Source organism: Methylobacterium sp. WL120, from assembly GCF_008039465.1.
Taxonomy (GTDB): domain Bacteria; phylum Pseudomonadota; class Alphaproteobacteria; order Rhizobiales; family Beijerinckiaceae; genus Methylobacterium; species Methylobacterium cerastii.
In genome coordinates this window covers 1-21,185 of the sequence record NZ_VRUT01000044.1, presented here as the reverse complement: position 1 = coordinate 21,185, position 21,185 = coordinate 1, and the positions used below count along the sequence as shown (strand labels likewise).

The 21,185-nt window shown below is 63.2% G+C and carries 23 protein-coding genes, 1 tRNA gene and 1 pseudogene; 15 read left to right on the top strand and 10 right to left on the bottom strand.

What is annotated here, in order from left to right; all coding sequences use genetic code 11:
* Positions 1 to 17: 17 nt before the first annotated feature.
* Positions 18 to 2,348 (bottom strand): FdhF/YdeP family oxidoreductase, encoded by a 2,331-nt coding sequence (locus FV229_RS10675; protein WP_147751945.1) that lies wholly within the window; start codon positions 2,346 to 2,348, stop codon positions 18 to 20.
* Between the two features lie 143 nt (positions 2,349 to 2,491).
* Here FV229_RS10675 and FV229_RS10670 point away from each other — a divergent pair, with 143 nt between their 5' ends.
* From FV229_RS10670 to FV229_RS10630, 10 genes are all read left to right on the top strand, one after another.
* Positions 2,492 to 2,710 (top strand): hypothetical protein, encoded by a 219-nt coding sequence (locus tag FV229_RS10670; RefSeq protein WP_246688137.1) that lies wholly within the window; start codon positions 2,492 to 2,494, stop codon positions 2,708 to 2,710.
* A gap of 547 nt (positions 2,711 to 3,257) precedes the next feature.
* The gene (locus FV229_RS10665; RefSeq protein WP_147751961.1) at positions 3,258 to 4,118 is read left to right on the top strand and encodes an SDR family oxidoreductase; all 861 of its coding nucleotides are present in this window, start codon (positions 3,258 to 3,260) and stop codon (positions 4,116 to 4,118) included.
* Positions 4,119 to 4,674: 556 nt separating this feature from the next.
* The gene (locus FV229_RS10660) at positions 4,675 to 4,860 is read left to right on the top strand and encodes a hypothetical protein (protein ID WP_147751943.1); all 186 of its coding nucleotides are present in this window, start codon (positions 4,675 to 4,677) and stop codon (positions 4,858 to 4,860) included.
* Positions 4,860 to 5,078, top strand: a complete 219-nt coding sequence (locus tag FV229_RS10655) for a hypothetical protein (RefSeq protein ID WP_147751960.1) — start codon at positions 4,860 to 4,862, stop codon at positions 5,076 to 5,078. Before FV229_RS10660 ends, FV229_RS10655 begins: the two co-directional genes overlap by 1 nt.
* 66 nt (positions 5,079 to 5,144) lie before the next feature.
* Positions 5,145 to 5,411, top strand: coding sequence for a hypothetical protein (locus FV229_RS10650; RefSeq protein ID WP_210246599.1), 267 nt, complete (start codon positions 5,145 to 5,147; stop codon positions 5,409 to 5,411).
* A gap of 165 nt (positions 5,412 to 5,576) precedes the next feature.
* Positions 5,577 to 5,846 (top strand): hypothetical protein, encoded by a 270-nt coding sequence (locus FV229_RS28020; RefSeq protein ID WP_246688140.1) that lies wholly within the window; start codon positions 5,577 to 5,579, stop codon positions 5,844 to 5,846.
* A gap of 331 nt (positions 5,847 to 6,177) precedes the next feature.
* Complete coding sequence (locus tag FV229_RS27355; RefSeq protein WP_187275117.1) at positions 6,178 to 6,333, top strand: hypothetical protein; 156 nt, start codon at positions 6,178 to 6,180, stop codon at positions 6,331 to 6,333.
* A gap of 826 nt (positions 6,334 to 7,159) precedes the next feature.
* A tRNA-Arg gene (locus tag FV229_RS10640) sits at positions 7,160 to 7,236 on the top strand.
* 102 nt (positions 7,237 to 7,338) lie between these two features.
* A complete protein-coding gene (locus FV229_RS10635) occupies positions 7,339 to 7,704 on the top strand; it encodes a PsiF family protein (protein WP_246688136.1) in 366 nt (121 codons plus the stop codon).
* A 310-nt stretch (positions 7,705 to 8,014) separates the two neighbouring features.
* The gene (locus tag FV229_RS10630; RefSeq protein WP_147751941.1) at positions 8,015 to 8,968 is read left to right on the top strand and encodes a hypothetical protein; all 954 of its coding nucleotides are present in this window, start codon (positions 8,015 to 8,017) and stop codon (positions 8,966 to 8,968) included.
* A gap of 6 nt (positions 8,969 to 8,974) precedes the next feature.
* Here FV229_RS10630 and FV229_RS10625 read toward each other — a convergent pair.
* The 5 genes and pseudogenes from FV229_RS10625 to FV229_RS10605 form a co-directional block, all read right to left on the bottom strand.
* Positions 8,975 to 9,172: pseudogene (locus tag FV229_RS10625) on the bottom strand (DUF4113 domain-containing protein); the annotation flags it as partial.
* 330 nt (positions 9,173 to 9,502) lie between these two features.
* On the bottom strand, positions 9,503 to 9,667 hold the full coding sequence (locus tag FV229_RS27785; protein WP_210246598.1) for a hypothetical protein: 165 nt from the start codon (positions 9,665 to 9,667) through the stop codon (positions 9,503 to 9,505).
* A 424-nt stretch (positions 9,668 to 10,091) separates the two neighbouring features.
* On the bottom strand, positions 10,092 to 10,835 hold the full coding sequence (locus FV229_RS10615; RefSeq protein ID WP_147751938.1) for a class I SAM-dependent methyltransferase: 744 nt from the start codon (positions 10,833 to 10,835) through the stop codon (positions 10,092 to 10,094).
* 218 nt (positions 10,836 to 11,053) lie between these two features.
* Entirely contained in the window at positions 11,054 to 11,386 is a 333-nt protein-coding gene (locus FV229_RS10610) for a hypothetical protein (RefSeq protein WP_147751937.1), read from the bottom strand.
* 111 nt (positions 11,387 to 11,497) lie between these two features.
* The gene (locus FV229_RS10605; RefSeq protein WP_348644179.1) at positions 11,498 to 11,680 is read right to left on the bottom strand and encodes a hypothetical protein; all 183 of its coding nucleotides are present in this window, start codon (positions 11,678 to 11,680) and stop codon (positions 11,498 to 11,500) included.
* Between the two features lie 162 nt (positions 11,681 to 11,842).
* Here FV229_RS10605 and FV229_RS10600 point away from each other — a divergent pair, with 162 nt between their 5' ends.
* Positions 11,843 to 12,094: a hypothetical protein gene (locus tag FV229_RS10600; RefSeq protein WP_147751936.1), complete on the top strand. Its 252-nt coding sequence runs from the start codon at positions 11,843 to 11,845 to the stop codon at positions 12,092 to 12,094.
* Between the two features lie 111 nt (positions 12,095 to 12,205).
* Complete coding sequence (locus FV229_RS10595) at positions 12,206 to 12,529, top strand: hypothetical protein (RefSeq protein WP_147751935.1); 324 nt, start codon at positions 12,206 to 12,208, stop codon at positions 12,527 to 12,529.
* A 165-nt stretch (positions 12,530 to 12,694) separates the two neighbouring features.
* On the opposite strand, the gene FV229_RS10590 is transcribed toward FV229_RS10595, so the two are convergent.
* Positions 12,695 to 13,249 (bottom strand): MucR family transcriptional regulator, encoded by a 555-nt coding sequence (locus FV229_RS10590; protein ID WP_147751934.1) that lies wholly within the window; start codon positions 13,247 to 13,249, stop codon positions 12,695 to 12,697.
* 389 nt (positions 13,250 to 13,638) lie between these two features.
* Between FV229_RS10590 and FV229_RS10585 the strand changes: the two genes are divergently transcribed.
* From FV229_RS10585 to FV229_RS10575, 3 genes are all read left to right on the top strand, one after another.
* Complete coding sequence (locus FV229_RS10585; RefSeq protein ID WP_246688135.1) at positions 13,639 to 13,893, top strand: hypothetical protein; 255 nt, start codon at positions 13,639 to 13,641, stop codon at positions 13,891 to 13,893.
* Between the two features lie 96 nt (positions 13,894 to 13,989).
* A complete protein-coding gene (locus tag FV229_RS10580; RefSeq protein ID WP_147751932.1) occupies positions 13,990 to 15,153 on the top strand; it encodes a DUF4214 domain-containing protein in 1,164 nt (387 codons plus the stop codon).
* A gap of 183 nt (positions 15,154 to 15,336) precedes the next feature.
* Positions 15,337 to 15,687 carry a hypothetical protein gene (locus FV229_RS10575; RefSeq protein ID WP_147751957.1) on the top strand — a complete coding sequence of 117 codons (351 nt, stop codon included), beginning with the start codon at positions 15,337 to 15,339 and terminating at the stop codon, positions 15,685 to 15,687.
* 239 nt (positions 15,688 to 15,926) lie between these two features.
* Here FV229_RS10575 and FV229_RS10570 read toward each other — a convergent pair whose 3' ends face one another.
* From FV229_RS10570 to FV229_RS10560, 3 genes are all read right to left on the bottom strand, one after another.
* Positions 15,927 to 16,229, bottom strand: coding sequence for a hypothetical protein (locus tag FV229_RS10570; protein ID WP_147751931.1), 303 nt, complete (start codon positions 16,227 to 16,229; stop codon positions 15,927 to 15,929).
* Positions 16,230 to 16,237: 8 nt separating this feature from the next.
* Complete coding sequence (locus tag FV229_RS10565; protein ID WP_147751930.1) at positions 16,238 to 17,773, bottom strand: DUF4214 domain-containing protein; 1,536 nt, start codon at positions 17,771 to 17,773, stop codon at positions 16,238 to 16,240.
* 386 nt (positions 17,774 to 18,159) lie between these two features.
* Complete coding sequence (locus FV229_RS10560; protein ID WP_147751929.1) at positions 18,160 to 21,051, bottom strand: hypothetical protein; 2,892 nt, start codon at positions 21,049 to 21,051, stop codon at positions 18,160 to 18,162.
* Positions 21,052 to 21,185: the final 134 nt, after the last annotated feature.

Below are 21,185 nucleotides of genomic sequence, written 5' to 3'. Positions count from 1 at the left end.
GCGGGGAGGTGCAGCCCTCACCCCGTGGCGTATTCGAGCTGCGGCTCGAGCACACGTGGATCGTCGGCTTGCACGGTGACCGGGATGGTCTTCGCCGCTGGGGTCTTGCTGCCGATGGCGTAGTGCCAGATCGGCATCAGCACGTTGCACTCCGGATAGTAGCCGCCGATGCAGCCGATCGGGATATCGTAGGCGACCACGAGCATGCCGGGTAGCCGGCGATCGACGCCGTCGTCGGCGACCGTCTTGAGGGTCACCGCTTGCCCGATCTTCAGCCCGAGCCTGTCGATGTCGGAGCGGTTCATCAGCACCACCTTGCGTGTGTTGTTGATGCCCCGAAAGCGGTCGTCGTAGCCGTAGACGGTGGTGTTGAACTGGTCGTTCGACCGCAGCGTCATCAAACGCAGGACGCCGTGACCCACATCCGGCATGTCGGCGTCCTCGTCGAGGCCCGTCGGGGTCACGATGTTCGCCCGGCCCGTGTCCGTGCGCCATTCGCGCTTGTTGGCCGGCAGGTGCCGCTGGAATCCACCCGGCTCCCACATCCGCCGCTCGTAGTCCCAGAACGACTCCGGCAACGTCTCGCTGATCTCCTTCCGGATCTCGGCGTAGTCGTCCTGGTAGTCGGCCCACCGGACGCGGGGGTTGGGCTCGAGCACCCGCTGGGCAAGCTCGCAGATCAGTCGGATCTCGCTGATGAGGTGCGGCGAGGCCGGCCGGCGCAAGCCCCGGTTCCCGTGGACGCAGGCCGAGGTGTCCTCCATCGAGAGCACCTGCTGCCCGGACTTGGTCTCGTCGATCTCCAGCCGGCCGATCACGGGAAGGATGTAGCTGATCTCGCCGGGCAACAGTGCCGAGCGATTCAGCTTGGTGATCACGTTGACGGTCAGCCGGAGCCGGCGCCAGGCCGGCTCCATCTGGCCCTGGTCGGGGATCGCCCGCACGAAGTTGCCACCCAGCATGAAGAAGGCCTGCACCTCGTCCTTGAGGATCGCCTCGCAGGCCTCGACCGTGTTGTAGCCGGCCTCGCGCGGCGGTTCGAAGCCGAACTGCGCGCCCAAACGATCGAGGTCGAAGAGCTCCGGCTTCTCGGTGATCCCGACCGTGCGCTGGCCCTGGACATTGGAATGCCCCCGGATCGGGCAGATCCCGGCTCCTGCGCGGCCGAGATTACCGCGCAGCAACAGGAGGTTGACCAGCATCTGCACGGTCTCGACCCCGGCCCTGTGCTGTGTCAGCCCCATGCCGTAGACCCCGATCACGGCGCGTGACCGGCAATAGACCGTCGCGGTCGCCTCCATGTCGGCCCGGCGCAGCCCCGAGCGGCGCTCCAACTCGTCCCATTCCTGCGCGCGCAGCCAGTCGGCGAAGGTCGAGAAGCCATGCGTGTGCTCGGCGATGAAGGCTTCGTCCAGCACGGCCGGGCCGCCGGCAGCCCGCGATGCGTCGTGGGTCTCCAGCACGGACTTGCAGATGCCCGCGAGCGCCGCGAGGTCGCCGCCAGCCTTCACCTGATGGTACTGCGAGCTGATCCGGGTGTCCTTGCCGGTCAGCATCTCGGTCGGCGATTGCGGGTTCAGGAAGCGTTCCAATCCGCGCTCGCGCAGCGGGTTGTAGGTAATGATCGGGACGCCGCGCCGGCTTGCCTCCTGCAGCGGGTGGAGCATCCGGGGTGCGTTGCTGCCCGGGTTCTGACCGAAGAACAGGATGCAGTCGGCGCGGCCGAAATCGCCGAGGTCGACCGTTCCTACGGCTTGGCCGATGCTCGCCGGCAGGGCCACCGAGGTCGTCTCGTGACACATGTTGGACGAGTCGGGCAGGTTGTTGTTCCCGTAGAGCCGGGCGAAGAGCTGGTAGAGGTAGCTTCCCTCGTTCGACAGCCTCCCGGAACTGTAGAACACCGTGCCTTTCCGGCGATCCTCGACCGCGCGCAACTCGCGGGCGATCTCGTCGAGCGCATGCCCCCAGGACACGGGCACGTACTTGTCGCTGGCGGCGTCGTAGCGGAGGGGGTGGGTCAGGCGGCCAGGTTGTTCGAGGTGGTAGTCGTCCCAGCCCAACAGCTCGGTGACGGTGTGCTCGGCGAAGAACTTCGGCGTGCAGCGATGCGCGGTGAGTTCCCAGGCCACCGCCTTGACGCCGTTCTCGCAGAACTCGAACGGCAACGGGCTGGCCGGCTTCACCCATGCGCAGCTGTTGCACTGGTATCCGTCCACCTTGTTGTGGCGCGTCAAGGCCACCGGGACGCTCGCCAGCACGCCCTCGCGCCTGAGGATGTTGCCCACCGAGAGGGCCGATCCCCAACCGCCGGAGGGCAGGCGGTATGGCTTGAAGGTCGGCTTTTCCAACGGACGCACTCCGGAGTTGGACAATCGAGGAAACACCTGCCGTTCGGCAGCGTTTCCGCCACAACTTATGCACCTTCAGAATTGTTCGCGAGATTTTCCTGTTCTTAACAGAGGTTAGTATGGTCATCGGGCGAGATTACACCTTGGAAAAGCCTTCCCGGCCGTCGGCGCCGAAGTTTTTCCTGGATACGAAGGTCGTTCCACTCGCCGTGAACATGACCGGTGGCATGGAAGTCGCCCTTTCGCGAGCCTCTGCGCGGACGGGGGTCCGGCCGTCGGTGATCCTTGCTGGCGCCGGGGGGCTGGCCTGCCTTGCCGTCGCGCTCTTGCTGCGCAGCCGACGTACGGTGGACGAACGCTGATCTGCGATGGGATGGATTGCGGATTCGAGGTTGCCGATGAGGCCGGCAACCACGTGCTCACCGTCCCATTCAGCGCCACGGTTACGAACGAGGACGGCCTGAGCTGACCCTCTCCGATCGTCAGATGCCGGAAGGTTTCCCGATGCGCTTGACGACCGAGCCCATTCAGACGGCGGTTCCGCGTGGATCTGCTCGCGACAGGGGAAACACCTGATCTCAACAGCGAAGTCGGCGCCCTTGCCTGCCCGTTTTCGCCTCGCTGGCCAGGAACCTCGTGCCAAGGCAATAAGGTCGGCGATCCTGCAATCGAGCCGAAACAATGTCTCGTCAGCCCAGTTGTCTGATCAAAACCCAATTCTTCATGATGCCGATCGGCTAAGATGCTTAGTCGGTCTGCGGCATGGACTGAAGGTACGCCACCATAATATTTGTTAAAATTCTCGTGAAGACTTCGGCGGGTACCGTGTGGTCGGTTCGACTTGGCTGCAGAATATATTACGTCTTCGTCGTCGAGCAAGGATGCTTCGCTATGACAGACCTCTTTGATATGAAGGACTTTCCGAAACCGCCCTTTGAGCGTCAGCGCCGACTTACCCCACCAGCGCGCGACGCGGACATGGATCCGCGGCCCGATTACGGTGAGACTCACTATAAGGGCTCCGGGCGGCTTGCCGGCCGCAAGACGATCATCACCGGGGGCGACAGCGGCATCGGTCGGGCGGTGGCGCTGGCCTTCGCTCGCGAAGGCGCCGACGTGCTCGTCAGCTACTACGACGAGCACGAGGATGCCGCCGAGACCTGTCGGTTGGTCGAATCGGCTGGCCGCAGGGCGATCTCGATGCCGGGCGATATCAAGGATGCCACGCATTGCCGGGCGATCGTCGAGCGCGCCGTGACCGAATTCGGGCGGGTGGACGTCCTCGTCAACAACGCCGCCCACCAGAAGACCTTCGCGAACGCCGAAGAGATCAGCGACGAGGAGTGGGAGGTGACCTTCGCCACCAACATCCACGCGATGTTCTACCTGGTGAAGGCTGCGCTGCCGCACATGAAGCCCGGCAGCGCGATCATCAACACCACCTCGGTGAACGCCGACACGCCGAGCCCGCAACTGCTCGCCTACGCCACCACCAAGGGCGCGATCCAGAATTTCACCGGGGGCCTCGCACAGCTGCTGGCCGAGCGCGACATCCGCGTGAACTGCGTCGCGCCCGGTCCGATCTGGACACCGCTGATTCCCTCGACGATGCCGATGGAGAAGGTGCGGAGCTTCGGCAGCCAGGTGCCGATGAAGCGCCCCGGGCAGCCCTGCGAACTCGCCCCCGTCTACGTGATGCTGGCCAGCGCCGAGGCGAGCTACGTTTCCGGCGCAACGGTGGCGGTGACCGGCGGCAAGCCGATTCTTTGATCAACCTCGGACAGGAGCTTGCTCATGGACCAGCCCCACGACGTTTGCCCCTTCGAGCGAACGCCGAAGTATTTGCGAAATCGATGCCTCCGCGGATCGGAAGGGCCAGGATTGCGTCCGAAATTTCGGTGGGCGCGAAGCCTGCGACATCGTCCTTTGGTGGACCTGCAGCGTAGCCTCGACTGGGATCCGAGGCTGCGGATCGAGACTATGCGCTTCGCCGCAACTCATCAGCACCTCTATGCAGGGGCACGGCGCGCGCATTACTTTGGGGCTTCTATCGCGGGCGAGACGCTGACTGAAACCCTCAAGCTGGAACCCGCGCCAGCGTCGAAACCCAACCAAAACCAACGCCAGCCCGCCTGACGAAACGAACGCGCAGGATGACGACAATATTTGTGCGAATATGATAATTCAAAAGTATATTCACAAATATGGCTCGTAGATATAAAATATAGATCGCGAGATATTTAAAAAACACGACTTCGGCATCTGGAACTACAGGCTTACAGGACGATTATTCAATCGGACCTGCCTAACGAACGAGGATCAGGATATGACCACCAAGCCCCCACCCGTTCCGCCTGCCAACCGATCCGACAAGGGACCTGGCAGCGCCCCCGAGGTCCCGCTCTCCACCGCGCCCAAGGGAGCGGCCCAGGCGCAGAACCCTGACAAGGTCGGGCAAGCCGGAAACGCGAAGGTGAACACGACCAATCAGGGCTACCAGCAGGATCGATGATGAGCACCTCGAAGAAGACGCCCGCGGCTGACCGCCATCACGGCGGCCCCGGCAGCAGCCACCAGGATGCCAGCAAGCCCGAGACTGAAGACCGGCACGGCCCGAATCCGGGCAGCCCGACGAACGACTCCAAGTCCCATGTCTCGGGCGGCGGCGGCGAACCAGAACGGCATCACACTCACGATGCCGCAGGCAAGGGCGCGGCTCGCTCGCACTGACGGGCAGGAGCCGTCGAGCAAAACCACGGATGTTGAGACCTTTTCGACTGACAAGGGTGACGATGCATGGCGAAGGCGAACAAGCATACCATGGGCCCCGGCGCGCAAGGCAAGAACTCCGGCACCGGCGCGATGACCGACCTTCCGGAGGGCGTCCTGCCAGAGAACATGGTTCTCAGTAACCGCGACAAGTCCCGCCACAGCGATGCGCGCGGTCTGGATAGCAAGAACGTCCGGAGCGAGCAGTATCACGACCATGCCAGCAATCGGCTGACCACGGATGCTGCGACTGACGGCGATGACCGTCCACGCGATCTCCCAAGGGCGATTTAAGGTCAAGCCCGCGTTCGGTCTGCTATCGAACCGAAACGACGGGTGGTGAGCGCGGCTCTAGAGAAACATCGCCATTCCGTTAGAAGTATTTTTATAAATGGAATGCCTTCTAAACTCATATCTATGAATATAGAGACGCAGTCCTTGAAAAGATTAGTGTTGGCTCTGCTCCCGGTCGGCATTTCCATCGGGGCTCTCACACAGGAGCTCACGCCGGCCGATAACGTCCCCGCTACGCCGCGGACCACCGGAACGGTGATCGCCGTGCAACCCAACACGACGGGCAACGATCGCGACCTGGTGATCAGCCGCGGCGCAACGGGAGCCGAGACCACCACAATGGACTCGGCGGCTGGGGGCAACGCACGGCTACCCGAGCGGGCCGTGCCAAACGGCAGCGCGGGTGGCGGGTCGAGCAGCGGCGGCGGTGGCTAGGATTGCCACCCGGCACAGTCTCGCGACAAACCGCATCGGAACGGGTGTTCCACTCCAGTCGCGCAAATGACGACGGAGGGAGCGCCCGCACCAACGTATCTCGGTCCCTCAGTCCCGCTTGTGACGAGAAATCGTCTCTTGCGCTCTGCCCAGAACGATACGCGCCGGGAAGGGCTGCGTCGATGAACAAGAGCCGGCACGAAAGTGACCGGAGGGTTCGGCGCAGACGACTTGGACAAGCCATGCCGCACTCCTCCGAGGATCCCCCGCCCCCGGCAACTTGCACGTCGACCCGCCACAATCGTTCGACCGGGTGGCGACCGCGATGTTGATGGCCGACATCAACAGTGGCGGTACGGGTCACGAGTTCGCAGCCTACGATTCCGGCCTCTTGCAGCTCGGCACCGACGACGAATCTGCTGACGCCACCCCATCCCAAGGGCGCATTGCGACGGCCTGCGCTGCGGAAGCCGCTCGGGTGGTGTGAAGCTTACGCGCACGATCTCACACGAGCGGCAGCTTGAGCAGGCAGTGGGGCTGCTGCAGCAGTTCCTCAAGGAGATTGCTGGGCTCGGACCGGAGCGACTCAATCCTGCTCCCGTTACTGCCAAGCCTTCGTTTCGACCCAAACACGAGCGCTGGATTTATTCACGCCGTCTGGACTATTTACGATGGCACCATGATGTGCGAACTGAGGCAAGACAGCTGGTGCATGCCCAATGTCGATACCCTTCTGAGCGGACTACGCATTACTCGTGTGGAAGCCGATCCGGCGCCAGTGCCCAGCGCAGATGAACCCGGCGGTTGTCACGGCATACGCTACTAACGACTGCACGGTTCATCGAAGATCTAATTTTACGCCTACGCACCCGCCCCTGACGCGCTTGCTGGACGATTAGGTTCGCATACCGCACAGGGGCGCGAGTGCTCGTGCATCTTCGACCACACCGCTGCATTCGCAGCAGTCGGCGACGCGTTCGCCACACGCGATGGCCTTCGCAGGCACTCACCTCACAGCGAAAAACCAACGCCGTCGGAGTGCCACCGTGAGGCGCTTCGGCGCGGCGCAGGCGCGGCGAACACCGAGGGCCAAACTCTCGCCCCCGCTGCATCTTTTGACAAATTGCCGGCACCTGCGTGCGGGCTCCACCCCTCTACCAAGGCATCGCCCGACATGCTTCGAACGGGTGATCTACGCCGCAGGAGCACTCGCCATTATCTCTTTGAGCACCGCCATCGATCTATACACGACCGCCCGCGACACTGCCCCGTTGCGCGCGGCGACCGCATCGGCTAGGAAATCCGCACGGTCAGCACCCGTAGCTCAGCTGGATAGAGCGTTGCCCTCCGAAGGCAAAGGTCACACGTTCGAATCGTGTCGGGTGCGCCAATCTTCTCAACAACTTAGCGCTCGTGGATTGATTCGGCTCACACAGTCCGCCCACATAGCGGCGTCTGTGGAGCAAGCCGTTCATTCGCTCGTCGGTGCCCTGTGGCCCTGCTACCGTCGGGCAACTTGTCCCGGAGCACCCTGCCGATGCGTTCACTCGCCCTCATTCTACCGATCGTCCTCGGTCTCGCCGTCCCGGCCGTCGCGCAGACGCCGGCACCGTCCGCGGCGCAGGCTGCACACCGCGATCGGATGAAAAGCTGCAACGCAGACGCCGGCTCGCAGAAGCTGGCCGGCAGCGCGCGCAAGGGCTTCATGTCCGACTGCCTCGCAGGCAAATCCGTAGCCCCGGCGAAGGAGCTGACGCCGCAGCAGGCGAAGATGAAGAGCTGCAACGTCGATGCCTTGGCCAAGAGCCTTAAAGGCGCCGAGCGGCGGACCTTCATGAGCACCTGCCTGAAGGGCTGAGCACCCTGTGGCTCCCGTTAGCACGCGCTATGCAGCAGGACACACCAAACATCGACACGGCATCCTAGACGATCGAAACATTCATCAACCGCAGGTGGCAAGCTCGCCAAGGGCGTGTATCTCCTCGGTCATGCGCAACGCGTTTTTGGCACTTTGTCTCGGCATTTTCGTTCCGTCCGCAGCCTCGGCGGATTGTGTCCGCGATAGGATGCAGACGTGCTACGCGACCGAAAGTAATCGGCCGGCCACCGGCCGCAGCGGCTTGTCGGCCTCGGAATTCTGCGCAGCGGACGCCGTGACGCGCTGCCAAGTGGGCGGAGCCGCTGGTGGTGCAGACCGTTCATTAAAGGCGGAAGAGCTCGACCGCGCCATCGCCTATCTCAGGAACCGAAAGGCGGCAGATCCCATTCTGGCCGACGCCGATCTCCGGGCCTGCCAAGGGTCGCCCGGCCAGGACGCCTCAATCGCCATTAACTGCATGATGCAGAGGGAACGCGACCGCGCGGCGACCGTTGCCGTCCGTAACCCATCTTCGACGGTTGCAGCCGCGCCGAAACCGGCACCAGCGTCGCCGCCCGTACCGGTTGCGCCGAAGCCCGCCGAGGCGAAGAACGTCAACGAAATCCTCGTCCCGGGCGGGAAGCTGAGGATCGTCGAGGGCGACCCCTACGAAGCCAAGTCGTCGATCCGCTACAACGATAACCTCGTCGAGGAGTTCTCGGGGGTCTACCTCGGCGTACGGGCTGTCGTTTTCCCGAACTACTCCGACGCCGTGCTGATCTACTCGACCAACGCAGGTGGGTCTGGCTCCTTCGACAGGTACGGTCTCGTTTCCGTGACCGAAAAGGGCAAGGTGAACCACATGGACCTTCCGGTCGGCACCGGCCGCTTCGAGTACACGGTGGGCAACGGGCGCATCGCGTTCGAGCTGGGCCTCGACGACGGCAAGGAGGTCCGCGCCGTCTACAGCGACGGGCGCCTCGACGTAACGCGGACCGCGGCACCCATGACGGGTTTGAAACCCGAGGATTGCGGCTTCCTGTACAACGACGTCCTTACTCAGTGCGCAGAGGGTAGTAGGACGACCTGTTCCTTTGATGATATCGGGATTGGCATGGCCTACCAGCGGCCCATCAACTTGATGGCGCATAACGATCCGAACTTCCGAGAGGCGGACTTCCGGACCACTTGCGAGCAGTCCTGCAAGACCAGGAAGAAGCCGTCGCTGGCGTCGTTCCGGAAGGCCGTCTGTCTCCCGAAGTAGAACGGCTTATGCGCGGACGATCGGCAGCCCGGTGATCTGCGTCGTGTAGCGCGGGGTCCGCATCTCGAACTTCGTGCTCCACGTCCGCTTGGCTTCTAGGCCGGCGCGCGCCGGGACGACGCTGCCGCGGCCGAAGCGTGCGTTACAGGCGTCGATTGCCGCCATGAGCGGGCCGGAGCGCTCAAGATCGAGCTGGCCGATCAGTCACCGTCAACTAATACCGATGCGGCCCGCGTCCTTTTGAACTGAACGTCTGCCGCGGATCAGCCTCTTTAATCATTCAACGACACGCTTCGATCAACCGTAAGGGTGCATGCGTGCCGAAGATCCCGACTATCGCTGTTGCCGGACTATGGTCTGCGATTACCGTGGCCGCGTTAACCGTCGTCGCACTGGGGCAATCGCAGCCGTTAGGCGGCGCTAGCGTAGCGCATGCTGCCTCGGCCACCGCGGCTGTTCCAGCTACCACCGCCTTGACCACCCTAACCGACGCGAACGGCAAGCGATATCGGACGCGCCGGGAATGAAAGCAGCCTAGCTAGGCTGCTCCTCAGTCTCCTCAATCGCTGCATCGTCATCCATCGGCGGCGTCGGGCCGAGATCCGGCATCGGATCGCCCGTGGGCTCCGGAGGCGCGGGTGACGGGTCTCCGATCGGCGCCGGATCATCGCCCGGCTGCGGTGTGTCAGCGTCGATCATCGTCTCGCTCCCATGATGTGAGCGAGAGAGCAAAGCGGCTGCCACCTCGCGTGTTCCGTCTGGCTTGCGAACGGCACATAGCCTTTCAGACCGTGGCCACTGCGCACTGGCTGAGGAAGCGCCCGCGTGCCATCTCAAGCTATGACAAAGCCGGACGCGAACCGCTGCGAAGTGAAGGTCGACGGCGCTTGGCTGGTAGTCAGCCTCATCGAGGCGCAGGGGACATACGGTACGGCCGAAAAGCGCTGTCCGTCATGCCACGGCCGCGTCGCGGTCGCCGGATCATACACTGCAGTCGTGAAACGCACGCTGACGCATCGCCGGGTCCACGATGGTTGTCCGCTAATCTCCAGGGCTTATGGCGGCACACCTTCGCTGCATCCAGAGGCGGTCGAGTAGTCAAACAGAAAAACAATCCTATAATTTAGCGAGCTATCGAGCTGGCCTTCACAATATACTGTCCGCATCCAATCAGTCGAACAATCGGTATTGCCTCAACGATGGGTTCTAGAAATTTAAGCAGCCGCGCTAAAGTAGGTGGGCAGAAAAGCGGAACAAAGTTCACCATTTTTGTGCTTACTGGCGTCTTGCGCGCAGACAAAAGCCAATTATTAATTGTCCGAGGCATGAAAGACTGCTCTTCATGTTCGATATGATATGTCGAGAATTTCTCAATCAACTTCAAGACAGGATTGCATCCGTTCGGCTCCACTATGACAATTTCGTCGCAGATCGGTGAAACTGCCTTAAGCGCGGCTTCAGCATCTGGAAGATGGTGAAGTACGCCTCTGAGCATGACGATATCGAAATGCCCGTAACTGTCGCCCATGTCGTAGACGCTGCAGCTCGCGAATTGCAGACGATCGGAGACACCAGCTTTTTCGGCCTGCAGCGTCGCGTGCTTGATAGCAGTCGTTGCAGGATCGACGCCGAGCACAAACTTTGCGCCGAAATCAAGTAGTTCGAAAGTGAAGGTTCCATCGCCACAACCGAGGTCTAAAACTCGCTTATCGCGAAAATCGGCCATGCTGGCTATGGCCTGAGATGTTCTGGAATTAGAGAATCTTTTTGAAATATCTGCGTCTGAGTTGCTGTATTGATAACCGCCAGCCATGGTGACATCGCGCTCAAAAATCTGAACATTCTGCTTGCTCTGAATTGAGGTCATCGTAGGCGCCTGGGGATTATCTGCTATGTCGATTGAAAGCACGAAAATGTAAAATTCGGTTAAGCAGGTGGTGCGATTTCAAGTGCGCTTTCGGCGATCGGTTTTCTTGCTCAGAAGATTGGCAATGAGGGGCTTGCCCCATCTACGTTATCGCCGCCGGCTTTTTGGTGCTGCTCGCGACGGAGGCATGGACGCGGCTGGCGTGAGGGCGCCAAGCCTCATCCTGGCTTCTCGCGCTTCGCGATTACCCGGCAGGCCTGACGCAGCGTGATCTCCTGGTCCGGGTAGAGCGTCGCCGCGGCGTCGAGCACCAGGTGGCCAAGCTCGAAGCTGTAGACCGTCGCAAGGTGCCACTCGATCGAGCCCGAGGCCGTCCAGGCCTCAACGTTCAGGCCCCGTTGGATCGGCGTCGGCACGATCTGCTTTTTCGACGGCGGCAGGATGAGCCGGGCCTGACACACGGTTTCGTATTTCCGCGCGGGCGGCGCCCCTGGGCGGCGCTGGTGCCGGCACGAGCCTGACAGATGCCGGAGCGCGTCGAGCTGCTGCATCGTAGGCCCGAACCGCGCCACAAGGCCGTCCGTAGCGTAAATGCCCCTTCGGCTGCAGGACTGGCACTCCACCGTAACGCGATCGCCCGCGATGTCCGCAAGGGTGTCCACCTACGCGTTGGGCCGCCGGCCGCAGACGTAGCCACGCGAGACGAGTCGATCCCGCCGCAGCGACCGGTGCTCCGCCTCGGCGAGGTCGGACAGCGCGTCCTCGATGGCCCTCACCAGCGCGGTCCAGGCGTCGCCGCGGGCGGCCCGACGGTAGGCCAGCGCGATCGTCTCCGCCTCCGTCAACCGGATCTCCACAGGCGGTTCGTGCGGCTGGGGGTGCATCAAGGCCCCGAGTTGTCCAAGAACATACACGGAACAGACAGCAAGCAGACCGACGGTTCAACCATGGCTACGACGGCCACGCGCGTAGCGGTGGGATGGTGTGGAGGGCGGGGTAGAAGGCCAATGCCGACGCCACTTTACCGCTTCCACTGCACGGACGGGCATGACCTTGTTGCCGATCTGCAGGGTAAGCGGTTGCCGACCTGGGCCCTGATGCGCGTGCATGCCGAGCGCGTCGCGCTGGACGTGATGCTCGGCCGTGCGCAGCGTGATTGGTCGGCCTGGACGGTCGAGGTCTACGACGCGTCGGGCCGGCATGTGCTGTCGAAGCCGTTCGCGGACGCTCTGGCCATCCGGCAGGCACGGCAGGGCTGACGATGGCCGAGCGCCGGTAGCGCGGCTGGCCTTTCGTCGCAGACGACGGCTTCGCCCGAACCGCGCTCGATGCGAGCAGTTGCCGCGTGACCACGATAGGAGAGGTCACGAATGTCGAACCCAGCCAAGGGTCAGTCCGGCGACGGTCAGAACCACAGCTCGATGAGCGCGAAGGATCAGAAGGCGGCCGAGGTCCAGGAGGCCGGGAGCGCTGAGGCGGGCGCTGGCCACCCCGAAGTTCTCGAGGGTGGCAAGGCGGAAGCGCCGACGGAGGGCAAGGGTCAGCCGAAGTCCGCGGCGTCGAACGCGCCGGCCGGAGCGACGAGCGACGGCGCTACGAGCTCGGCGACGGTCGGGAAGGCCGAGAAGGAGGCTGCAGCCGCGGCGGGCGCCGGCAAGGAGCAGCACGGCCGGGGGCATCGCAAGGCTGAGTAGATGGTTCGGCCCCGCCGCGATCTGCTCACGCGGCGGGGGAACCCCGGATCTCACCAGCTAGGCCGATACGCAGTACATGGCCTGCATGCAGGATGGTGGCGCTAGGTTAGAAGCTCGTCACCGATAGAAATGCCACGCTGTGCCGGAATGGCTCGCTGAGCGGCGTCAGGCCGTCTCGGCGGCCTTCCTCCGGCCGCGAGCCTTCGGAGCTGCCTCAGGGGTCTCCACGGCCTTGCGGGGTCGGCCGCGGGGCTTGGGCTTGGATGCCTCAGAGACCGTTTCGTCAGCTGCGACAGCCTTCAGTGCCGTCTTACGTAGTTGGCCGAGACCGAGCGAGCGCGCCAGTTCGGAGCGCTTGGCAGAGTAGCTCGCCGCGGTCGACGGGTAGTCCGCTGACAAGCCATAGCGTGCTCGGTAGCCCTCCATCGTCAGTCCGTGCTTGGTCAGGTGACGCTTCAGCGTCTTGTACAGCTTTCCATCGATGAAAGAGATCAACGCGTCTGGCGCGATCGACTTCTTGATCTGCGCAGCGGTCGCCTTCTCGGGGGCGGCAGGCTGAGCGACCGCTTCCTTGCCGAGGCCGGTCAAGGCAGCGTGTACGCTGGCGATCACGTTCGGCAGCTCTGACACTGGCACGTTGTTGTTCGAGATGTAGGCCGAGACGAGGTCGGCAGCGAGTTCGATGATATCAGGCGAAGAAGTTTCGACTTGGTCTTCCAAGGTAGTTGCCCTTTCAAATTAGAGCTTTGATCGTTCTACACACTCAGGGGGTTCGTCAAGCGATATTTGGCGAGAATACACTTTCGATTGCTGATAAGGCTCAAATCAACCACGCACCACGTCGTGGCCGATGCTATGTGGTAGCGAGTTCTTTGATCAACGTACTAGCCAACTGGCCCGCGCGGAGTGAGCGCCGGCGGCCGAACACCGCGTTGCGCCGCCTTGACCGCGCCCCTATCCCCGCCGGCCCACATCCGGCGAGACCCATGGCATCACCAGCACCGATTCGACCCGCGCCCTCTGACACCCAGACCTGGCGCGATGCGCTCGAGGCCATGAAGCTGACCACAGCGCCTTGCCCGGGTCTAACCGGACCGCGGTGGGAGAAGATGCGCGAGGCGGCGATCGCCTTTCTCGACGAGTTCGGCGACGATGCTGCGGCGCTCGGCTGGACGACGGCGGAGCTGTTCGGCGTGCATCCGACGGCGGGCTTCATCCGGGTCGATCACTGCGGCGCCCTGATGATCAGCGGCGAGCGCGTCCGCGCAGTCGAGAGCGACAAGATCCGGTTCGGGATGACGACGTACTACCGGCACCTGCCGGGGCGGCCTGTGGGCGTGCCGGTGTGGGAGGTCGGGCGGTAGACACGTGAAATTTGTGACGTCGCTCTGGCGCCAAACGATACACGGCAGTATACAATACACTATGCAGACTTACATCCGGTGTCAAGGTGAGAACCTATGTACTTAAATTTTAATAATTCGAATTTCCAATTCGGCAGCATTTCACGTGGCACTGCATACTATTCGGATGGTTCTTTTAAAGTAACGGGATATTTGTCGATTGGTTCAATCCGGAGTGGCTATTTATTCGGATCAATTCAGACGCCCGGTGATATAATTTCATACTCCGAAACATACACTTCTTCACCCCATAAAGTTATTGCAACTAAATATGATAATACTAACTACATTCTATTCCAGGATTTAGCAACGTCGCAATCTGACCCTAACTCATATATTATCCTTTCTTCTGGAAACTTACCAGTTGGTAACTTCAATTTTACTAATGACAAACTCGGCGATTTCATAATTCCCGGCGGCAATGCTACCGCCGTAACGCCTGGTCACCCGCTATTTGGCACGGTCGAGCATAATTATAATAGCGCTGCGGGAACTGTGTATGGGCTAACCAATACCCTTCTCGGCTTGCCGCCGACACCACTTCAGTTCGAAAATTTTGCCGCACAGCTTAGCTCTGGAGCAAGCTCAGCTAGCGTTGCGGCTCAAATCACCGCTTCGCCTGCCTACGCCGCTGCGCATCCGAGCAATCAGGGAGACTCGGGCTATATCGAGAGCCTCTATATCAACGGCCTACATCGTCCCTCCGACGCAGGCGGCCAAGCCTATTTCCAGGCGCAGCTCAACTCGGGTGTTTCTCGAGCCACGGTCGCTGTCCAGATTGCAACATCACCCGAAGCGCAGTCCCTTGCTGCTAGCGATTTCAGGCAAGGCGAATTTGTCCCGGACAAAACAGACTCTGATATCGCTCGGCTCTACTACGGTGTCGTACAACGCGCGCCCGACGCGAATGGATTACAATATTTCGAAAACCTCGTGAAGCAAGGTGGTGCCTCGCTTGCGGGTGTGGCGCAGAACATGATCAACTCGCTGGAATATGCCCAGCATATCAATGCGCCAACTGATGCGGCCTTCGTCGACGCCTTGTATGTCGGCGCGCTGGGTCGTCATGCATCTGGCGATCCTGGATCGGTCTACTGGACTGACGCTCTGGCACACGGAGCAACACGCGCGGACGTAGCTGTGCAGATCTCCGTGAGTTCGGAAGCGCAGGCAACCCACGTGCAGCAGATTGAGCAGGGCTGGAATCTTTACCTGGGGTAATGCTGCTCAATTCGGTAGCTGTCCTTTAACAAGCCGTGAGAATGCGGTCTGAGCAGCTGAGCACCCAACGAAAAAGCCCGCCGCGGCTGATGCCGGGCGGGCTCAAAATAGCGGCTGGTGCTGCGCGATCGAACCAATGCGTCCGGCCATCCGTTTCTGGCCGTTGGCAAAGGATCGAAAAATATGAAGACGCTGTGTACCGTGTTGGCTGTGAGCCTGACGACCATCAGTTCGGTAGCACCCGCTTTCGCCCAGCCCTACGGCGGCCGGGATTATGGCTACGACCGCCGTGAAGATGGCTACCGGGATCGCGATCGCGAATACGGAGGGCGCGACGATCGCCGTCGCGACGATGACAGGCGTGGGTACGGAGCTGAGGATCGCGGCCGCGGTGGCGTGGCCTCGTTCGACGAGCGGGAGTATCTACGCTGCAATCCCGATGTTCTCCGCGCGATTCAGAGCGGCAAGATGAAATCGGCAGCGGCCCATTACCAGGCGTTCGGGCGGCGGGAAGGCCGGCGCTTGAGCTGCTGAGACGCAAACGAAAAAGCCCCGCTCGGCGGATGCAGGCGGGGCTCAGTCGGGGAGGAACGAGGCTGAGGGGCCTCACCCATCGGGCGGCGGGTCGCGCATGGAGCCGCTTACGGTGACGCCGACGACGAGGCCGCCGTCATTCACCGCCCGCCCGCGGCCGACGGCCCCATGATCAGCGACTTCAGCGCCGCATCAGTGAACGGGGTCTCAGCGCCCCTCATGATGATGTCGCGGATGCGCTACACGCTGTCCGGCGCCGCGAACGTCTCGGCCAATGCCGCGTTGTTGCGGCCGAGATAGGCCCGGCGTGAGACATCGCCGACGTCGGCCAGCAGCGAACGACCCTGGGTTTTCAGGGCTGTCAGGCCCTGCTGCGGTAGCGTCTCGCCACCGATCTCCGCCCGGTACTGCGTGTTGAAGTCCGTCGGGCTGCCCTGCGGCTTGCGTGTGCCGGTGGCGCGGAACGCTTCGACGAGATCGCCGACCGCCCGACGCGCCTGCGGGCATTTATAATGCTGAGGAACACGGCACGTCTGTAGCAACGGCCACCTCACATGAGAAGCTGAAGACCTAGCTCTATCTGTCCAGATAGGTGGATCTGTGCCTCGCCACTTTCGGCGATCTCCAAGGCGACCATTCCTCGGCTCGTACCCTGCGCCAACTCAGCAGCGTAATAAGTTGCACCGCTAGCATCAGCGTGCCGTCCAAGCGCGTTTACGAACAAGCTATCCACGAAAGCCGCGTTCGACTGGTCGGGATGCGTGCTTGCGTAAGCCGCGGTGCCGAGCAGACCATTAGCTACGCGTTCTAAGCCTTGATAGCCTCCATCCGGGCCGCCAACGGCTGCTCTAGCGCTCGCGGTGTACACATTCAGGCCACCTGTGTCTGGCGCGCGCCCCAGCAAGCCGTAGAACAGTCGTGCCACTCCAGCAACGATCGCGTCCGGCACGAACACGCCGGCCGTAAATGTCGGAGCGAGTACAGCCTGAGCCTCGGGCGAGGTTCCGATCTGAACAGCTACCGTCGCTTGCGAGACACCCTGGCTCAGCTCGTCTGTGAAGAACTGTAATCCGCTGGCGTCCGCCGTTCGATGCAGCATATTCGTATACAACTCCTGCACATAGCTTGTTGAATCCGTAGAGCGCACACCACGTTCCGCCGAACCGATAAGCGTGTTAGCTACATCGGCAAGGGAAGCACCATTTGCGACAGCGTTGGTAAATCCTTCCAATCCAAGCGGATCGGGCGAACGACCCAGCAACGCTTTGTACAGTGCGAAGATGCCACCCGTGGATGTGGCCGGATTGATCTCAACTGTTCCGAACGTGTGCAGGACCCCACTAAGATCATCGCTGATTGTACCGTAAGATGCCGACCCAACCACGGTTCCGAAGTTCGGATTTGTGAGCGATAGGGCGAATGACTCGTCTGGCTCGAAGACGCCGTCGCCGATAACGTCGATACTAATCGTCTTAGTGGTCTCGCCTTGCGCAAAGGTTATCGTACCCGACGGTAGAATGCCGCCTTTGAAATCGGCTCCGGACGCTGCGTTCGAAAAGCCTCCAGTGACAAAGTAATCAACTGTCTCGCTTGGCTCAGCTTCGCCAATGCGTGAGACGGTGTACTTGAACGTCGTGGTGAGCCCAGGGGGGGCCTCCGCCAGGGTGGAAGGGAAGGGTCCCGACAGACTTAGGAATGGCGCCGGGTCATCGTTGCGAATGATCCCGCTGGCAATGGTTTGGCCGAGCACAGCGTTCGTGGACGGGTTTGACAAAGTAACTGTGAAGCCTTCGTCTGCCTCATATATCCTGTCGGGGTCTATCGCTAATGATAATGTGGTGGAGCTCGATCCAGCCGGAATGGTTACTTGGCCGGACAAGAAAGCGCGATTATAAAAATCCGAAGCGCTGGCAGGGTTTGCTCCACTACCTGCGGTGCTGATGTCGACCGTAACATCCTCCGCAGCGCTGCCAGTACGTGAAACGCTGAATTCGGCAATCGAGTAGCTTCGGTTTCCTTCGACGATATCGGATGAAAGTGAGGCAATCGAAACTATGGGACGGGCATCGTCGGGGTTCGTTGCCATGTCTTGATCCTTATGACGTTCGTCGACCCGGCCCGCTCAATACGGACGCCTCTATGCCGTAGCCTACCTCGCGTTTGGTGATACACACAAATGAACATCGCGCACGAGCGTGCGACACCAAAAACCGTTCGGCAGCACCACGGCGCAATGTCCAACGCGTGCAGTCATACCGGACGGGCGCAGATTGCGCGTCATTCAGAAAGTCCCAAAGATTACTCGCAACGTGCGCTGTACGTTTGTTAGCGCGCGGCTCGATCCCGAGTGAACGGCTGTCTTCATTGACCGGAGCAGTATATCTTCAACCAGCCTAACCCCGACAGGAGGCATCGCCGATCCTCGCGATGTTGACGGACAGAAGATCAAATTTTGCCGTTGGTTGACGGCGACTATCGGTCGCTCGCCCTGCGCACCGCCGCTACCTCGGGCCGCTGATGCGCGTCGTCGGCCTCGTCCAGCAGCTTGATCGCTTCGGTAGCTCGCGCGCCGTAGGCCGTCTGTAGCTCCCGGCGCTTCGCCGCATACGTCGCCGGGTTGTAGTCGTCCAACAGCCGGGCCGCGAGTTCAGGGCTCTGCACCACCTCGTCGCGAAGCCGCGAAATCGCCCCGGATTGGATCTGCGCCGACTTGCGCCGGAGGTACGTCGCGATGAGATCGACGCCAGCGATGGTCGGCGAGAGCTGGCCGCGATGGACGCTGCGGATGCGGCTAGCGATGGACGAGGCGGACAATGCCGCATCGTAGCCGGCCTTCATGCCCTGAGCGGTCCCCGACGAGCCGGGCCGCCGAGCACGCGTGGCGCTGTTCGACCCGGCCAGGGCGTCGAACACGTCGGTGATGTCCCGGAGCTGTTCCGGCTTGTCGCGATACAGCACCTCGGCGACGGCCTTCGTCTGCGGGTCGTTCAGAAAATCATTGCCGCGCCGGCCGCTGATCTGCTTGGGCTGGTTCACGCCGCCGTCGACGGTGGCTCGATCTTTCAGCGCCTCCCAGAATGCCGCCCGAGCGTGCTCCGGGTTCGTGCCGGCCGTTTCCAGAAGCCGTTGCGCCGCCTCGGCCGGCTTGGCCGCCCCGAGGACCGTGCGCATCGAGCGGACTGTCCCGGCCTCGTCATACCGGAGATAGGCGGCCTCCGGCGAGCGGTCGGGGGTCGTGAGATCGCGCCGGGTTGCGTCGGCCGCGGTGCGGGCCTCCGCCGACGCGCGACTGGCCGCTCCGCCGGCCGTGAGCTCGTCGCGCAGGCCGGGCAGCTGGTCGAGCAGCGTCGCGTGGCGGTCGAGGTAGGTGCCGAGCTGCTCCGGCCGGTCGAGCAACCCACGGTCCCGGATGTTCGCCAGGAACTGATCGCGCAGGGCAGGGCGGACGCGAGCATCGCCGCCGGCTTCGCTCATGAGCTGGCGCAGGTCGGTCAGCCGGCCTTCCTCGGACTGCGCGAACCGGGGCGCGACGCCGCTGTCCGGCACGTCGTAGACTCCCTGGCGCTCGCCGAGCACCTGCGCCACCGCATTCTGCGGCCGCTCGAACCGGTCGGCCACATCGCGGCGGGTCGCGCGGGCTGCATCGTACTGGCCGCGCAATCCTTCAGGGACCGCCCCGTCGAGGTAGTCGTCCAAGGCGGTCACGTGCTGGTCGATGATCCGGGCTTCGGCCGGGCGGTTCGCGGTGCGCGCCGCGCGCGCCTCGTCGGTCAGGGCGCTCCGCAAGCCGGTCACTTCGCGGATCGGCTGCTGACTGTTGCCCGGCGCTGGCGCGCGGGTGATCGGCCGGCCGGACGCGTCGAGCAAGCCGGTATCGACCGGGCCGGTGGCCTCCGCGGGCCCGATGAGGCGATCCGGGATGTTCGCTTCGCCCGGGCGGAAGCGTTCGCGCTCGGCCACGCTCAGGCCCTCATCGATGCCGCCGAAGCGTTGGGCGAGCGGGGCGACATCAACGCTCGCGGTCGAGGCGTTGACCGGGGCGTAAGCCTCCCGGACGCCTTGATCGGCGGTGTCCTTCGCGCGCTGAAGCGCGGCCCGGATGTCTGCGCCGCGCGCCTCGCCCGTCATGGTCGAGGTCAGGCGTTGCACGTGCTCATCGAGGGTACGCTGCGCGATCTCGGCCTGCGTCTCGCCCGCCGCCACCCGGCGGTCGACGCCGCCTTGGAGGTCGTTGCGGAACTGCCCGGCTGAACCGGTCGGCGCCAGCTCGCTCATCCGGTCACCGATGGCGGCCTGGTTCGAGGCCCGCCGTACCGTGTCGAGGCCCGGATTGGCGGCCGTGTGCCCGAAGACGTAGGCCGCAAGCCCGGGATCGCTGGAGCGGTCCGCGATGTCCGACCGGTATCCGGGGACCGCCGATTCCGCCGCGGATGGCGTCCGCAGCTGGTTCGCCAGGGGCTGCGCATCGATGGCGCCGCGGTCGACGCCGCCGGCAACCTGTGCCTGCGCATGGCCGGAGTTGGCGATGATCTCGTGCGCGACGGCCTCGCGTGCCACGTCGTCGGCGAAGCGGGTCGAGCCACGGGCCGCCGAGGCCAGCGAACCGATGGCGCCGAGGATCGGCTTAGCGATCGCGAGGCCGCTGACGCCCGCCGCCGACCCGATGAGGTCCGCGGTCGGGTTGTGGTCGTCGCCGGTGATGGCGCGCGCGCCTTCGTTCGCGACGCCCGCACCGGTGCCGGCCGCGCCCGCTCCCAACGCTTCCCGGGCGACCATGCCGGACGGGTTCGCGGCGGCGGCCTCCACCGGGCCATAGGCCAGCGCCGCGAGCGGATTTTCGCTCAGGGCGAGCGCCCGCGCGCCCTGAACGCCGAGCCGGCCGCCTGCGGCGAGCGCCCCGGCGGCGGGGACGGCCGAGGCGCCGACTTCCTGGCCGATGCGATCCACGATCCGCTCTACCGGCCCCTGCGGCTGGTACTTCCGTGATCCGAGAGCGCGGTCGGGCGCGTGGAGGATATCGCTGGGGAGAAGCGGGTGATCGCTGATCGCTCCCGCGTAGGGGACCGCGTCACGGCCGAGGATTTTGTTGACGAGCCAGGCGTTGAGATTGAGCGCTTTGGGCGCTTGGTTGGCGAGGTGGACCGGGGCGTCGATCAGCATGTCGAGGCCGGAAACCGGCCCCTGCATCGCGGCTTTGCCGATACCGGCGAGACTGTCGCCCTGCAGCGGCGCCGGCCCGGCGCGCCTCTCCGGGACCGGCTGGCCGATGCCGCTGACTGCCAAGTCGGCCTCGCGCGGCGTCATCTGCGGGCCGCGCGCGACCGAGGCGGGCGCCGCCAGGGAGCGGCCGAACTTGGCTTGCATGGCCTTCTGATCGGCCCCCACGAGGTGGTCCAAGGGTAAAGTTAGTGCACGGTGGGCCGCTCCGCCACGGGTAGCTTGGCCGGCGGAGCTGGTCTGGCGAGCGCAGCCGGCCAAGCGGAGAAGGCTGGCATGAA

Excerpts from the sequence above, each read along its gene's own strand:
- FV229_RS10665 (WP_147751961.1), top strand. The coding sequence starts at position 3,258 with ATGAAGGACTTTCCGAAACCGCCCTTTGAGCGTCAGCGCCGACTTACC.
- FV229_RS10660 (WP_147751943.1), top strand. The coding sequence starts at position 4,675 with ATGACCACCAAGCCCCCACCCGTTCCGCCTGCCAACCGATCCGACAAG.
- FV229_RS10655 (WP_147751960.1), top strand. The coding sequence starts at position 4,860 with ATGAGCACCTCGAAGAAGACGCCCGCGGCTGACCGCCATCACGGCGGC.
- FV229_RS10650 (WP_210246599.1), top strand. The coding sequence starts at position 5,145 with ATGGCGAAGGCGAACAAGCATACCATGGGCCCCGGCGCGCAAGGCAAG.
- FV229_RS27355 (WP_187275117.1), top strand. The coding sequence starts at position 6,178 with ATGGCCGACATCAACAGTGGCGGTACGGGTCACGAGTTCGCAGCCTAC.
- FV229_RS27785 (WP_210246598.1), bottom strand. The coding sequence starts at position 9,667 with ATGATCGACGCTGACACACCGCAGCCGGGCGATGATCCGGCGCCGATC.
- FV229_RS10615 (WP_147751938.1), bottom strand. The coding sequence starts at position 10,835 with ATGACCTCAATTCAGAGCAAGCAGAATGTTCAGATTTTTGAGCGCGAT.
- FV229_RS10610 (WP_147751937.1), bottom strand. The coding sequence starts at position 11,386 with ATGCAGCAGCTCGACGCGCTCCGGCATCTGTCAGGCTCGTGCCGGCAC.
- FV229_RS10600 (WP_147751936.1), top strand. The coding sequence starts at position 11,843 with ATGCCGACGCCACTTTACCGCTTCCACTGCACGGACGGGCATGACCTT.
- FV229_RS10595 (WP_147751935.1), top strand. The coding sequence starts at position 12,206 with ATGTCGAACCCAGCCAAGGGTCAGTCCGGCGACGGTCAGAACCACAGC.
- FV229_RS10585 (WP_246688135.1), top strand. The coding sequence starts at position 13,639 with ATGCGCGAGGCGGCGATCGCCTTTCTCGACGAGTTCGGCGACGATGCT.
- FV229_RS10580 (WP_147751932.1), top strand. The coding sequence starts at position 13,990 with ATGTACTTAAATTTTAATAATTCGAATTTCCAATTCGGCAGCATTTCA.
- FV229_RS10575 (WP_147751957.1), top strand. The coding sequence starts at position 15,337 with ATGAAGACGCTGTGTACCGTGTTGGCTGTGAGCCTGACGACCATCAGT.
- FV229_RS10565 (WP_147751930.1), bottom strand. The coding sequence starts at position 17,773 with ATGGCAACGAACCCCGACGATGCCCGTCCCATAGTTTCGATTGCCTCA.
- FV229_RS10560 (WP_147751929.1), bottom strand. The coding sequence starts at position 21,051 with ATGCAAGCCAAGTTCGGCCGCTCCCTGGCGGCGCCCGCCTCGGTCGCG.